The organism is Paraprevotella sp., assembly GCF_986071375.1.
The window spans coordinates 92507-105737 of record NZ_CFQRNQ010000006.1 but is presented as its reverse complement, the minus strand read 5'-3'; the positions used below and the strand labels follow the sequence as shown (position 1 = coordinate 105737).

The window sequence follows — 13231 nt, the reverse complement described above, 5'->3', positions numbered from 1 at the left end:
TATGACAAGGCAGATATGCCTTTTTTGAATTTATGAATATGCGAAAAATATCCGTCCTTTGTGGCTCAGTCCTTGTGTGGGGCGTCGTGGCCGTATCCGGTTTTACGTCTTGTGACGACTCCATGTCGTTCACGACCGACCGCAGTGCGCTGTTATCCTTTTCTGCCGATACGGTGCGGTTCGACACCGTGATTTCAACCGTAGGGTCGAGCACACGCCAACTGATGGTTTACAACCGTAACGCAGATGGCCTGCGTATTGCGTCCGTACGTCTGAAACAAGCGTATGCCACTCCCTTTCGGGTGAATGTGGACGGTTCCTATCTGGAGCCTGAAAGCGGGGCACGGGCATACGATTTCGAGGTGCGTACAGGAGACAGTATCCGTGTCTTTGCAGAGGTGACGATGCCGGAAAACGGGCAGGATGCCCCCGTAGCCTTGAACGACACCCTGATTTTTGCCTTGGAGAGCGGGGCGGAGCAGCATGTCATTCTTACAGCAGTGGGGCAGGATGCCTATATGTGGCGTGGCAGGGTGATAGAAGCCGATACTTTGTTGGAGGCCGGACGTCCGATTGTGGTGTACGACAGCCTTTCCGTAAAAGAGGGAGTGACATTGTCCATGGCCGCAGGTGTACAGTTGTATTTCCACGACGGGGCTAACCTTTGGGTGCACGGTCGTATCGTGGCCGAAGGGACGGTCGATCGTCCGGTGGTGTTCCGTGGCGACCGTACAGACCGGATGTTCGACTACCTGCCATACGACAATACGCCTTCCCGTTGGGGGGGCATACGGCTGAAGGCCACGAGTACGGACAACCGGCTGAACCATGTGGACATCCATAGTGCTTCCTACGGCATTGCGTGCGACAGCTCTTCCACGGACGCGATGAAACTGACGTTGGAGAACAGCGTGATTCATAACGTAGGAGGCGAAGGATTGGGGCTGTACCATTGCCGTGCGTCGGTAGGCAACACCCAAATCAGCAACACGTTAGGGCATTGTGTGGCCGTGGTAGGGGGTTGGGCCGAGTTCGTGCATTGCACGTTGGCGCAATTCTATCCTTGGGATGCTGAGCGGGGCGATGCCTTGTATTTGGCCAACAAATGGTTAGCTTTGGATTATCCTCTCCAGCATGCCCATTTCCTGAACTGTCTGGTGACGGGATATGCCGACGATGTGGTGACGGGAAATCTGGAAGACGAGAACAAGGATGTGGATTACTATTTCGGGAATTGCGTGCTTCGTACGGTCGAGGCGGAAGACGATGCCTCGCGTTTCGTCGGCGTGGTGTATGAAAAGAAAGACGAGGAGGGTTCCGGCCAAGAACAGTTCCGGTTGTTCGATACGGATAACTATCTGTACGATTTCCGTTTGAAAGACAATTCCATTGCACGTGGCAAAGGCTCGACGGAGTGGGCCGCCCGTTATCCGACGGACCGTTACGGGACAGACCGTTTGACGGAACCGGTACCGGATGCCGGGTGCTATGAATTCGTGCCCGAAGAATGAAACCGCTTGTTTGGCTTTCGGCGTTGCTTTGTGGATGGAGCGCGTGGCTTCCGGTCAAGGGGCAGCAACCTTTCCGGGTCATGTTCTACAATGTGGAGAACTTGTTCGACTGCCGTCATGACAGCCTGAAGGAAGACCGTGAGTTTTTACCCGGTGGGGAGAAGAAATGGACACCGGCCCGTTACTGGCGCAAGTTGGATGCCTTGTCCAAGGTCGTTGCGGCTGTAGGAGAAGAACGTTTGCCGGATTTGGTCGGGTTGTGTGAGGTGGAAAATGACAGTGTGCTTTTCGATTTGACCCGGCGTTCGTCCCTGCGTGCGCTCGGTTACCGTTACGTGGCGACCCACTCTCCCGATGTGCGAGGCATCGACGTGGCCCTGCTCTACCAGTCGGGTAGTTTCCGTTTATTGGAGTCCCATGAAATTCCTGTCCTTTCCGCAGAAGCCGGATTCCGGCCCACGCGCAATGTCTTGTACGTAAAAGGAGAAGTACTCTCGGGAGATACGTTGCACGTGCTCGTATGCCATCTGCCCAGTCGTTTGGGAGCGACCCGTGTTTCGCGCCGCCATCGGATGCTGGCCGCACGGACGGTGAGGGCTGTAGCCGATTCGGTGCGTACGGCTACGTCCGATGCCCGTATCTTGTGGATGGGCGATTTCAATGCCGATGTGGAGGATAGAGTGTTCCGCGAGGTGGTTTTCCCGTATTTCCGTGAGCCGGGGCTTTCCCCCTTCTGCGCAGACGGAGTGAAAGGTTCCTACCGTTACCGTGGAATATGGGAAACGATAGACCATATCTTGGTCAGTCCGGCGTTGATGGACAATAGCCGTCCGTTTCATACCTCCGACGGATGTCGTGCCATAGTGGCCTTTCCTTTTATGTGCGAACGGGAAAAGACGTATGGCGGCGTTCGTCCGTTCCGCACCTACCAAGGCCCGTTGTATAAAGGAGGATACAGCGACCATTTTCCGGTGACATTGGATTTCGAGTGGCGGTTTCCCGAATGAATGTCTGCCCGGAAGGGTTATTCATGATGATAAGGTTCACCGTTGATGATGGTCATGGCCCGATAGATTTGTTCGGTGAAAATCAGACGGATCATTTGATGCGAGAAAGTCATGCGCGAAAGCGATACCTTTTCGTTTGCTTTTGCATAGATGCGTGGTGAGAAACCGTAGGGGCCGCCCACGACGAACACCATCCGCTTCAGGCCGGCCGCCATCCGCTTTTCCATCCATGCGGCGAACTCCACCGAACGATGTTCCCGTCCGTGTTCGTCCAACAAGACGATATGGTCGCCCGGTTGGAACGCTTTCAACAGCAAATCCGCTTCTTTCTCCTTTTGTTGTTCTTCCGAAAGGCTTTTGGTGTTCCGCAATTCCGGTATGACTTCGATGCCGAAAGGCAGGTAGTGCCGGATACGTTTGGCATATTCTTCTATGCCTGCAATGAAATGCGGGTCGTTCGTCTTGCCGACGACGAGTAGGGTAATCTTCATGGCCGCGACGGATTATTATTTTTTGTTTAGGATGACCAAAGCCGCAATGACTCCCGGAATCCAACCGGCCAGGGTGAGGATGAACACGATGACTACCGATCCGCAACCTTGGTCCAGTACGGCCAAAGGCGGAAAAATGATGGAAAGGAGAACTCTGAATAATGACATTTTATTTTTCTATGTGCTTGATTGACGGGTCAAAGTTAGGAAAAAGTTTCAAGAACCGGCACGGAAACCCTCCGTTTCTGTGCGGTTTTGTGACTACGGTAGGCTAGGGCGCATTCCGGCTTTCTTCAAAAGCCGATGGCGGCCACGTCCTTCTGTGCTTTCCGGAAGTCTTCCACGAGTTGCCCCACGATGTCTCCGGCGGGACGTATGGCATCTACGGACGATGCGATTTGTCCGATTTCGAGTTCGCCTTGTTCAGTGTCCCCCTCGAAAATGCCGCGCTTAGAGGCCGCTTTGCCTAAAATGTCGCGCAGTTCTTCCGCATGGGCCCCACGGGCCTCCGCTTCGGCCACTTTGTCGAACAGCCCATTCCGCACCAGACGTGTGGGCGACAGCTTTTTAAGGCAGAGCATCGTGCCGCCTTCGTTCAAAGCGAGGCAATGCTGTTTGAAGGCTTCCGAAGCCGAACTTTCTGCCGACAGGGCAAAAAGGGTACCGATTTGTACCCCTTCGGCTCCTAATGCCATGGCTGCCAACATCGCTTCTCCGCTGCCGATTCCTCCGGCTGCCACGACCGGAAGGTCGGTGGCGCGGCGCACTTGCGGTATCAGGGTGAGGGTCGTCGTTTCTTCCCGTCCGTTATGTCCTCCGGCTTCGAATCCTTCGGCTACGATGGCGTCTACTCCGGCCTCCTCGCATTTCCGTGCGAATTTGCTGCTCGACACCACATGGGCTACCGTCACGCCCGCCTCGTGAAGCATCGGGGTGAATTTCTTGGGGCTTCCGGCCGAGGTGAACACTATTTTCACTTCTTCCCGTATGAGGATGTCCATCAGCCGGTCTATTTCCGGATACATCAGTGGGACGTTCACGCCCCACGGCCGATCTGTAGCTGCCTTCATCTTACGGATGTGTTCCACGAGAGTTTCCGGATGCATCGAACCTGCTCCGAGCAGTCCCAATCCGCCGGCCTGGCTGACGGCAGATGCCAGTCTCCATCCGCTGCACCACACCATGCCGCCTTGTATGATGGGGTAACGGATGCCGAAAAGTTCGCATATTCTATTCATGTCGGTTTGCTTTTAGGGTTGTTGTATCCCAAAGTTAAGCAAAAAGACGGCTGGTCGCGGCTTCGGCCCTACGGAATTAGCATTCTTTATAGGATGATCGTATACTGATGATGTTCGACCGCGAAGGGAAATTCCTCAAGTTCATGCCATGACGGTGGGTAAGGGCATAATGAGTAAAGCTGATACCATTGCGGAAACGTTGAAACAATATCGGGAAAAAGATGGCACGTTGCCCCCTGCGCTGCAAGAGGTGGAACGGAAGTTCAACCCCGACGGCAATCCGCTCCTCATCGTGTGGAAAATCAAATGACAGATTCGCTCCGGGCGTTTGTAAAGGCAGGTTCAAGGTGTTTGTCTTTTTTCTTTTTGTTGTGGTTTTTGAATATTGTAATGTATTGAATATCAGTATAGTGCTTTCGTGAAATCAATCTGCGCCAAACGAAAAATCAATCGGCTGAGAATGAAAAATCGTTTGGCGCAGATTGATTTCACGTTCTCAGCCGATTGATTTTTGTTATTCAAAAGTCGGAAAATGCCGTCCGTCGTTCTTTATCTTCCGAAAGGTATTGAAAAAAGCACCTCCTTTCGTTTTTATGTTGTATCTTTGCCGGGAAATCATTGCGAATACATTAAAGGAATAGGAAATATGTTGTCAGTAGAAGAATTGAATGACCGTTTGATTGATTTGGCTTTTGCCGAGGACATAGGCGATGGAGACCACACTACGCTCTGCTGTATTCCGGCGGATGCCATGGGAAAATCCAAGTTGCTCATCAAGGAAGAAGGCGTGTTGGCCGGAATAGAAATCGCCAAGGAAGTGTTCCGTCGCTTCGATCCGGACATGAAAGTGGAGGTGTTCATCGAGGACGGGGCGCACGTGAAGCCGGGCGACGTGGCCATGGTTGTCACGGGACGGGTGAGGAGCCTGCTGCAAACGGAGCGCCTGATGTTGAACATCATGCAACGCATGAGCGGCATTGCCACCATGACGGATAAGTACGTGGAGCGGCTGAAGGGAACGCATACCCGTGTGTTGGACACGCGTAAGACGACCCCGGGCATGCGTATGTTGGAAAAGGCGGCTGTGAAAATCGGAGGCGGCGTGAACCACCGTATCGGGTTGTTCGACATGATTCTCTTGAAAGATAACCACGTGGACTTCGCCGGAGGCATTGCCAACGCCATCAACCGTTGCCATGAGTATCTCAAGGAAAAAGGAAAGGACCTGAAGATAGAAATCGAAGTGCGTAATTTCGACGAATTGCAACAGGTATTGGACATGGGTGGCGTAGACCGTATCATGTTCGACAACTTCTCCGTGGAGGATACGCGTAAGGCCGTGAAGATGATAGGCGGCCGTTTTGAAACAGAATCGAGCGGCGGTATCACTTTCGACACTTTGCGCGATTATGCCGAGTGTGGGGTAGACTTCATTTCCGTCGGGGCACTGACCCATTCCGTCAAAGGGTTGGATATGAGTTTTAAGGCTTGTTGACAGGCCATGGGTCTGTCGGATGGACAAACGGTTGCCGGGACTGTCGCGTCGTGAAAACGGAAGGGAGACAGCCTTGGTAATCGTTTTTTGCATATATAATTAAGGTATATAAGATATGAAGAAACACTTTTGGTGGATGAGTGTGGCTTTGTGGCTCCCTTTGCAGGCAGCGGCACAGGACGAGCGTTTCCATTCTCCGGTGGACATTCCGTTCCTGATGTCGGGCAGTTTCGGCGAACCGCGTCCGAACCATTTCCATTGCGGCATCGACGTGAAGACGCAAGGTGTGGTGGGAAAACGGGTATTGTCCGTATGCGACGGCTACGTGTCGCGGCTTACGGTGGGTTACGATGGTTTCGGCAATGCCCTTTATGTGACGCACCCCAACGGACTGGTATCCGTTTATTGCCATTTGGACGAGTTTGTGCCGGCGTTGCAGGAAATCGTCCGTAGCCGCCAATATGAGATGGAAACGGAACGGGTGGACGTGGTGCTTCAGCCCGGCGAGTTTCCGGTGAAGGCCGGGCAACTGGTGGCATACAGCGGTAATACGGGGGCTTCTCTTGCCCCTCATCTTCATTTGGAATTACACAGGGCGTCGGACGGTGCGTTGGTGGACCCGTTGCCTTATTTCCGGCATTTGCTGACGGACGACATGTCGCCGGTCGTACACGGGGTGAAGCTGTATGCTTGTCCGGGGCAGGGTTGGATAGACACCGGAAGGTCGTCCAAGACATTCACGGTCACGGCCGATGCTTCTGCCCGTGTGGTGCGGGCTTGGGGGCGTGTGGGTGCTGCCGTTTGGGCGGACGACCTGATGAACAACACGCAGAATAAGTTCGGCATCCGTCGCATCACGCTGAAAGTGGACGGCAGGCAGGTTTTCCAAAGCCTGATGGACGAATTCATGCCGGACGAAAACCCGTTGGTGAATTCGTGGGGAGACTATCCCCACTACCGGAAAACGAAACATTGGTATTTGAAGTCTTTTGTAGAGCCGGGTAATACATTGTGTTTCCTGTCGGCTGACGAGAACCGGGGGTGGGTGGACGTGGACGAGGAGCGCGACTACCTCTTTGAATATGCCTTGGAAGATTTGAAAGGAAACGTCCGGGTGTGCCGTTTTACGGTGCGGGGCGAACGTGACGATGCGCGTTTGGCCGAAGCGGAAGAGCGTGAGCAGCTTCGGAGGGCTTCGGGCGCATGGTTGGAGTACGACCGTCCGCAAGTGGTGCAGCGTCCGGGGATGGAGTTGCGCATTCCGGCAGGAGCATTGACAAAAGATGAAGTGCTTCGTCTTCGGGTTGAAGCCAAAGAAGACGGGATTTCCAACCTTTATGTGCTCCACGATGAGTTTGTGCCGTTGGTGAAACGGGCCACGTTGATGCTGTCCCCCCGTATGCCTGTATCCCGTCCGGAGAAATGTTATATAGAATCTTCCCGTGGATATGTAGGGGGAGAGTATGCAGACGGTTGGTTTTCTGTCCGGATTCGGGATTTGGGGGAGTCGTACGCGTTGGCCGTGGACACCGTGGTGCCTGTGGTTCGTTGGAAGACGGCTTTCAATGGCAAGAAAGTTAGCGTGTTGCGTTGCGTTCCGACAGACAGCGGTTCGGGGGTGAAGTCTTTCAAAGCATACGTGGATGGCCGGTTTGTGCTCTTTACTTCTTATCGCGGAGTTTGGACTTGCCGGTTGAAAGAAACGCCGTTGCGTCCGGAAGGCAAACGCCGCCGGTTGACCGTGAAGGTGACGGATCGTTGCGGAAATGAAACAGTGGATGAAAAAGAGTTTATTTATTAATGATAGATTTATTGATAGAAAGATGAAATTCAAATGGGTAATGACGGTTGTGTTGGCTGTGTGTACGGGTTACGGGCAGGCTTGCACGAACCTGATAGTGGGAAAGAAAGCGTCGGCTGACGGGTCGGTCATCGTATCTTATAGCGCAGACGATTTCGGCAGTTTCGGTTATTTGCGCCATTGGGCCGCCGGAAAGCATGCGAAGGGCACAATGCGTCCGGTGTATAATTGGGAAAACAACAATTATGCGGGAGAGATAGAAGAAGCTCCCGAAACGTACAACGTGATAGGGAATATGAACGAATATCAGTTGACGATTACGGAAACGACTTTCGGTGGTCGTGCCGAACTGGTTGATTCAACCGGATTGTTGGATTACGGTAGTTTGATATACATCACTTTGCAACGTGCCAAGACAGCGAAGGAAGCTATCAAAGTGATGACGGATTTGATTAATCAATACGGGTATAACAGTGAAGGCGAAAGCTTTACGATAGCAGATAAGAACGAGGCGTGGGTCATGGATCTGATTGGAAAAGGGACGGGACGCAAAGGTGCGGTGTGGGTGGCCGTGCGTGTGCCGGACGATTGTATCTGTGCCCATGCCAACCAGAGCCGCATCCGCCGTTTCCCGTTACGCGACAAGGAGAACTGCCTTTATTCCAAAGACGTGATCAGCTTTGCCCGCGAGAAGGGATATTTCAAGGGAAAGAAAGACAGCGATTTTTCATTTGCCGATGCTTATGCTCCCGCTGATTTCAGTGCTTTGCGTTTTTGCGAGGCACGGGTGTGGAGCTTCTTTAACCGCTACGTGGACGGAATGGAGAAATATTTGCCATACGCTTCGGGAGAAAACCCGCAGGCCGAACCGATGCCGCTGTTTGTCAAGCCGGATCGTCGGCTTTCCGTGCAAGACGTGAAGGATATGATGCGCGACCATTATGAAGGCACTCCGTTGGCTTTAGACAACGATCCCGGTATGGGGCCTTTCGAAGCTCCTTACCGTCCTACACCGTTGACTTGGAAGGTGGATGGAAAGACGTATTTCAACGAACGTCCTATTTCTACCCAACAGTCGGCATTTGTCATGGTGGCACAGATGCGTAGCCAGTTGCCCGATTATGTGGGAGGTGTACTGTGGTTCGGCTGCGACGATGCGAACATGATGGCTTTCACGCCGGTGTATTGCTGTACGGACTTGGTGCCGGAGTGTTATAGCGACAAGGTGGCGGACGATTTGCACTTTTCTTTTAAAAGTGCTTTCTGGGTATGTAATTGGGTAAGCAGTATCGTGTATCCCCGTTACAGCCAGTTGTTCGGTGAACTCAAAACGGTGCGCGACCGGTTGGAAACCGATTACAATACGTTACAGGAGAAAACGGAAAAAGAAGCCATGGCATTGGCCGGGACGGAGGGCGAAGGGATGTCGGCCGTCCGTAAATACCTGACGGCTTATACGAACCGGATGGCTGCCGGAATGCTCTATGAATGGATGGAGCTGGGCAAGCGTCTGATGGTGAAATATATTGACGGGACTGTACGTCCTGAAAGAGACGGGCTGTATGTGCGTACGCCCGGAGGGTTGGGCGTTCCGGTAGAACGTCCGGGATATCCGGAACGTTACCGGCGTGAAATCGTGAAGGCTACGGGAAATCGCTTTGAGGTGAAATAAATCGTGCAATTAGGGTATTTTCAGATTTCATCGTAGGCGATATGCTGTGAATTGAGTATATTTGCCCGTAATTTGGAACAAAGGATAAAAAATAACTCATAATAAAAAGATACAAAATGGATAATGAACTGATTAAATCGTGTGAGGCCAAAGCTGAAGCCTGGCTTTCTTCTTCAGTATATGATGCGGCTACGCAGGCGGAAGTACGCAAGATGCTCGACAATGCCGACAAGACGGAGTTGGTGGAGTCTTTCTATCAGAATCTGGAATTCGGAACGGGCGGTTTGCGCGGCATCATGGGAGTAGGCACGAACCGTATGAACATTTACACGGTGGGGGCAGCTACGCAAGGCTTGTCCAATTATCTGAACAAGAATTTCAAGGATCTGAAAGAAATTGCTGTGGTGGTAGGCCATGACTGTCGTAACAACAGCCGCTTGTTTGCCGAGGTTTCGGCCAATATTTTTGCCGCAAATGGCATAAAGGTATATTTGTTCGACGACATGCGTCCTACTCCGGAAATGTCGTTTGCTATTCGCCAGTTGGGTTGCCAAAGTGGAATCATCCTTACGGCTTCCCACAATCCGAAAGAATATAACGGTTACAAGGCTTACTGGGATGACGGTGCCCAGGTATTGGCTCCCCACGACAAGGGTATCATCGATGAGGTGAACAAAGTCAGTGCCGAGGATATCAAAGGTTTGCATACGGTATTGGACACGGCCAATCCTTTGATTGAGATTATCGGTGAAGAGATAGACAAACTTTATTTGGATAAGATAAAAACTATTTCCATCGACCCGGACGTGATTCAACGTCAGAAAGACATGAAGATTGTCTATACTCCCATCCACGGTACAGGCATGATGTTGATTCCCCGGTCGTTGCAGTTGTGGGGATTTGAGAACGTCAATACCGTACCCGAACAAATGGTGAAAGACGGCAACTTCCCCACGGTAGTGTCACCGAATCCCGAGAATGCCGAAGCACTTTCCATGGCCATCGCTTTGGCCAAGAAGATAGACGCGGACATCGTGATGGCTTCCGACCCGGATGCCGACCGTGTCGGTATGGCCTGCAAGGACAGCAACGGGGAATGGGTGTTGGTGAATGGTAACCAGACTTGCATGATTTTCCTCTATTACATCATCAAGAACCGTATTGCAATGGGTAAGATGAAGGGGAACGAGTTCGTAGTAAAGACCATCGTGACCACGGAATTGATTAAGGCGATTGCAGACAAGAACAACGTAGAGATGTACGATTGTTATACCGGTTTCAAGTGGATTGCAAGCGTGATTCGCGAAAACGAAGGCAAGAAGCAGTATATCGGCGGAGGAGAGGAGTCATACGGATTCTTGGCCGAGGACTTCGTGCGCGACAAGGATGCTGTGTCCGCTTGTTCGCTTTTGGCTGAAATATGTGCTTGGGCCAAGGACCAGGGGAAGACGCTGTTCGATGTCTTGATGGATATTTACGTGGAGTATGGTTTCTCTCTCAACCATACGGTTAATGTAGTGAAGCCTGGCAAGACGGGAGCTGACGAAATCAAACAAATGATGGTGAACTTCCGTACGAATCCGCCGAAGGAACTGGCCGGTTCGGAAGTCGTACTGACGAAAGACTATCAGAGTTTGAAGGCTACGGATAATAAGGGTAACGTGACGGACATTGCGCAACCTGCTACCTCCAATGTACTGCAATGGTATACCGCAGATGGAACAAAGGTGAGTGTCCGTCCATCCGGAACAGAGCCTAAAATCAAGTTCTACATTGAAGTGACGGGTGAGATGAAATGTCCGAAATGCTACGCAGAAGCAGAAAAGAAGGCTATGCAAACCGTCGAAGCCGTGAAGGTTTCTTTGGGATTGTAATAGGACGTCTGATGAAATAACTGTTCGGGAAGCCTCGCCTTTAAGGTTGAGGCTTCCGTTTTGTATGATAAGACTTATGGTACAGGTGGTATATGACAAGCCGGTGTATTGGTTTGTTTTTTGTAAGGACGAATTGTTGTTGCAGCGAGAGACGGAAGGCCGTTGTACAGTACCTTACGGGGCGGAACCTCCGGTGAAGTTGGCAGAATGGAATACCGTGCATCGGCTGACCCCATTGGAAGGGCGGGACTGCCGGACGGTAAGTATCGACATGCCGGTGGTTGGAGACGAACGCTATGTCATGACCGGACTTCGGGCATCGTATGACATTTTGCCTCGTGGGCTTTATTTGAAGGCCGGAAAGGGAGCCGAGATTCTTTATTGGGATAAGAATACGAAGTTTTGCGGAGTATGTGGGGCACCGATGAAGTTGCATACGGACATCAGCAAACGTTGCACGAATTGCGGGAAAGAAGTCTGGCCCCAACTGGCTACGGCCATCATCGTATTGGTACGCCGGGGAGATAGCATTTTATTGGTGCATGCCCATAACCTTCGTGGAAAGTATTACGGGTTAGTGGCCGGTTTTGTGGAGACCGGAGAGACGCTCGAAGAATGTGTGCGCCGCGAGTTGATGGAAGAGACCGGTGTCACCGTGAAGAATATCCGGTACTTCGGAAGTCAGCCTTGGCCTTATCCTTGCGGATTGATGATTGGTTTTTATGCCGACTATGTGGAGGGGGACTTGCATTTGCAACGGAGTGAAATCGCATACGGTGGTTGGTTCAGTCGTGACAAATTGCCGGACATACCCGGAAAGGTCTCCATGGCACGCATGTTGATTGACGCGTGGTTGGAAGGGAGGCTTGCGGAAGGATGTGGCGGGTGACAAACAAAAAGCGGGAAGTGCTTTTCATTGCATTCCCGCTTTTCTTGTTTCTTTGGCAAGTGCCGCCTTGCCTTTATTCTGTGGCAAGGAGCTCTTCGGCCAGTTCCTCCATTTGCAAGAGATCGGCTTTCTTCATGCTGCTTTTAATCGTGACCGTATGTTCCATGATTTCCATGCTTTTCATTTCAGAGAGCATGCACGACATCACGCGTCCGGCAGTAGGTGCCCAGGAGCCGTTTTCGATGATGCCCACCCGGCGTTTCTGGAAATTCTTGATTTGCAGGTGATGCAGGAAATCGAACATTGGGGGGAATACCCCCGCGTCGTATGAGGATGCGGCCACAATCATTTTGCTGTAACGGAACGCACTTTCCACGGCCAGGGCCATATCGTCACGGCATAGGTCGATAAGCATCACTTCTGCAACTCCTTTTTCGTTTAGGATTTCAGCCATCCGGCGTGCTGCTGCGGCCGTATTTCCATGTATGGAGGCATAAGCCACTACAACCCCTTCCGTCTCCGGTTCGTATTTGCTCCAAGTGTCGTAAAGCCCGATGTAATACCCTAAGTTTTCTTTCAAGACAGGTCCGTGGAGCGGACAAATCATGGCGATGTCCAGACCGGCGGCTTTCTTCAGCAAAGCCTGTACTTGCGCCCCGTATTTTCCGACGATGTTGAAGTAGTAACGGCGGGCTTCGTTTGTCCATTCCCCCTCACGGCAGAGTGCACCGAACTTGCCGAAAGCATCGGCAGAGAACAGGATTTTCTCGCTTTCTTCATACGTCAGCATCACTTCCGGCCAGTGTACCATCGGCGCCATGATAAATTTCAGGGTATGTTGTCCCAGACAGAGCGTGTCGCCCTCCTTGACGGTTTGCGTACGTCCTGCGAAGTTGACTTCTTCAAAAAACTGAGGCATCATTTGGACGGCCTTGGCACTGGCTACGATTGTGGCCTCGGGATATTTTTCGGCAAACCATCCGATGTTGGCCGCATGGTCAGGTTCCATATGCTGCACGATGAGATAATCAGGCGTCCTTCCCTCCAAGGCTTCTTCCAGACGAGCTGTCCATTCGTCCGTTTTACGTTGGTCTATCGTGTCCATCACGGCTATCTTTTCGTCCGTGATAACGTATGAGTTGTACGAAATGCCTTGTGGTACGATGTATTGGCTTTCAAACAGGTCCAAATCCTTGTCGTCGGTACCTATGTATCTGACGTAAGGTGTGATATTGTCGTTCATATTGTTTGAT

The 13231-nt window shown here is 51.9% G+C and carries 12 protein-coding genes; 8 read left to right on the top strand and 4 right to left on the bottom strand.

Annotation, left to right across the window (positions count from 1 at the left end):
• Nucleotides 1-32 precede the first annotated feature (32 nt).
• Both AC5RDV_RS04975 and AC5RDV_RS04970 read left to right on the top strand, forming a co-directional pair.
• A complete protein-coding gene (locus tag AC5RDV_RS04975) occupies nt 33-1511 on the top strand; it encodes a hypothetical protein (RefSeq protein ID WP_337409604.1) in 1479 nt (492 codons plus the stop codon).
• The gene (locus AC5RDV_RS04970; protein WP_282747144.1) at nt 1508-2518 is read left to right on the top strand and encodes an endonuclease/exonuclease/phosphatase family protein; all 1011 of its coding nucleotides are present in this window, start codon (nt 1508-1510) and stop codon (nt 2516-2518) included. Before AC5RDV_RS04975 ends, AC5RDV_RS04970 begins: the two co-directional genes overlap by 4 nt.
• Before the next feature lie 17 nt (nt 2519-2535).
• On the opposite strand, the gene rlmH is transcribed toward AC5RDV_RS04970, so the two are convergent.
• From rlmH to AC5RDV_RS04955, 3 genes are all read right to left on the bottom strand, one after another.
• Entirely contained in the window at nt 2536-3009 is a 474-nt protein-coding gene (rlmH, locus tag AC5RDV_RS04965; RefSeq protein WP_282747146.1) for a 23S rRNA (pseudouridine(1915)-N(3))-methyltransferase RlmH, read from the bottom strand.
• 15 nt (nt 3010-3024) lie between these two features.
• Nucleotides 3025-3177, bottom strand: coding sequence for a YqaE/Pmp3 family membrane protein (locus AC5RDV_RS04960; RefSeq protein ID WP_008622165.1), 153 nt, complete (start codon nt 3175-3177; stop codon nt 3025-3027).
• 125 nt (nt 3178-3302) lie between these two features.
• A complete protein-coding gene (locus AC5RDV_RS04955; RefSeq protein ID WP_282747149.1) occupies nt 3303-4247 on the bottom strand; it encodes an NAD(P)H-dependent flavin oxidoreductase in 945 nt (314 codons plus the stop codon).
• Nucleotides 4248-4416: 169 nt separating this feature from the next.
• Between AC5RDV_RS04955 and AC5RDV_RS04950 the strand changes: the two genes are divergently transcribed.
• The 6 genes from AC5RDV_RS04950 (at nt 4417) to nudC (ending at nt 11978) form a co-directional block, all read left to right on the top strand.
• Nucleotides 4417-4557, top strand: a complete 141-nt coding sequence (locus AC5RDV_RS04950) for a hypothetical protein (RefSeq protein ID WP_172604653.1) — start codon at nt 4417-4419, stop codon at nt 4555-4557.
• A 336-nt stretch (nt 4558-4893) separates the two neighbouring features.
• Entirely contained in the window at nt 4894-5742 is an 849-nt protein-coding gene (gene nadC, locus AC5RDV_RS04945) for a carboxylating nicotinate-nucleotide diphosphorylase (protein ID WP_040603168.1), read from the top strand.
• A gap of 115 nt (nt 5743-5857) precedes the next feature.
• A complete protein-coding gene (locus AC5RDV_RS04940; RefSeq protein ID WP_282747150.1) occupies nt 5858-7543 on the top strand; it encodes a M23 family metallopeptidase in 1686 nt (561 codons plus the stop codon).
• On the top strand, nt 7509-9215 hold the full coding sequence (locus AC5RDV_RS04935; protein WP_418810322.1) for a C69 family dipeptidase: 1707 nt from the start codon (nt 7509-7511) through the stop codon (nt 9213-9215). The genes AC5RDV_RS04940 and AC5RDV_RS04935 overlap by 35 nt, the downstream gene beginning before the upstream one ends.
• Nucleotides 9216-9331: 116 nt before the next feature.
• Nucleotides 9332-11089 (top strand): phospho-sugar mutase, encoded by a 1758-nt coding sequence (locus tag AC5RDV_RS04930; RefSeq protein WP_282747151.1) that lies wholly within the window; start codon nt 9332-9334, stop codon nt 11087-11089.
• 64 nt (nt 11090-11153) lie between these two features.
• Nucleotides 11154-11978, top strand: coding sequence for an NAD(+) diphosphatase (gene nudC / locus AC5RDV_RS04925; protein ID WP_008629470.1), 825 nt, complete (start codon nt 11154-11156; stop codon nt 11976-11978).
• A gap of 73 nt (nt 11979-12051) precedes the next feature.
• Here the strand turns inward: nudC and AC5RDV_RS04920 are convergent, their stop codons facing one another.
• A complete protein-coding gene (locus AC5RDV_RS04920; protein WP_282747154.1) occupies nt 12052-13221 on the bottom strand; it encodes an FprA family A-type flavoprotein in 1170 nt (389 codons plus the stop codon).
• Between the last annotated feature and the right edge of the window lie 10 nt (nt 13222-13231).

Excerpts from the sequence above, each read along its gene's own strand:
- AC5RDV_RS04955 (WP_282747149.1), bottom strand. The coding sequence starts at position 4,247 with ATGAATAGAATATGCGAACTTTTCGGCATCCGTTACCCCATCATACAA.
- AC5RDV_RS04950 (WP_172604653.1), top strand. The coding sequence starts at position 4,417 with ATGAGTAAAGCTGATACCATTGCGGAAACGTTGAAACAATATCGGGAA.
- nadC (WP_040603168.1), top strand. The coding sequence starts at position 4,894 with ATGTTGTCAGTAGAAGAATTGAATGACCGTTTGATTGATTTGGCTTTT.
- AC5RDV_RS04920 (WP_282747154.1), bottom strand. The coding sequence starts at position 13,221 with ATGAACGACAATATCACACCTTACGTCAGATACATAGGTACCGACGAC.
- AC5RDV_RS04970 (WP_282747144.1), top strand. The coding sequence starts at position 1,508 with ATGAAACCGCTTGTTTGGCTTTCGGCGTTGCTTTGTGGATGGAGCGCG.
- AC5RDV_RS04975 (WP_337409604.1), top strand. The coding sequence starts at position 33 with ATGAATATGCGAAAAATATCCGTCCTTTGTGGCTCAGTCCTTGTGTGG.
- nudC (WP_008629470.1), top strand. The coding sequence starts at position 11,154 with ATGATAAGACTTATGGTACAGGTGGTATATGACAAGCCGGTGTATTGG.
- AC5RDV_RS04960 (WP_008622165.1), bottom strand. The coding sequence starts at position 3,177 with ATGTCATTATTCAGAGTTCTCCTTTCCATCATTTTTCCGCCTTTGGCC.
- AC5RDV_RS04940 (WP_282747150.1), top strand. The coding sequence starts at position 5,858 with ATGAAGAAACACTTTTGGTGGATGAGTGTGGCTTTGTGGCTCCCTTTG.
- AC5RDV_RS04935 (WP_418810322.1), top strand. The coding sequence starts at position 7,509 with ATGAAACAGTGGATGAAAAAGAGTTTATTTATTAATGATAGATTTATT.
- AC5RDV_RS04930 (WP_282747151.1), top strand. The coding sequence starts at position 9,332 with ATGGATAATGAACTGATTAAATCGTGTGAGGCCAAAGCTGAAGCCTGG.
- rlmH (WP_282747146.1), bottom strand. The coding sequence starts at position 3,009 with ATGAAGATTACCCTACTCGTCGTCGGCAAGACGAACGACCCGCATTTC.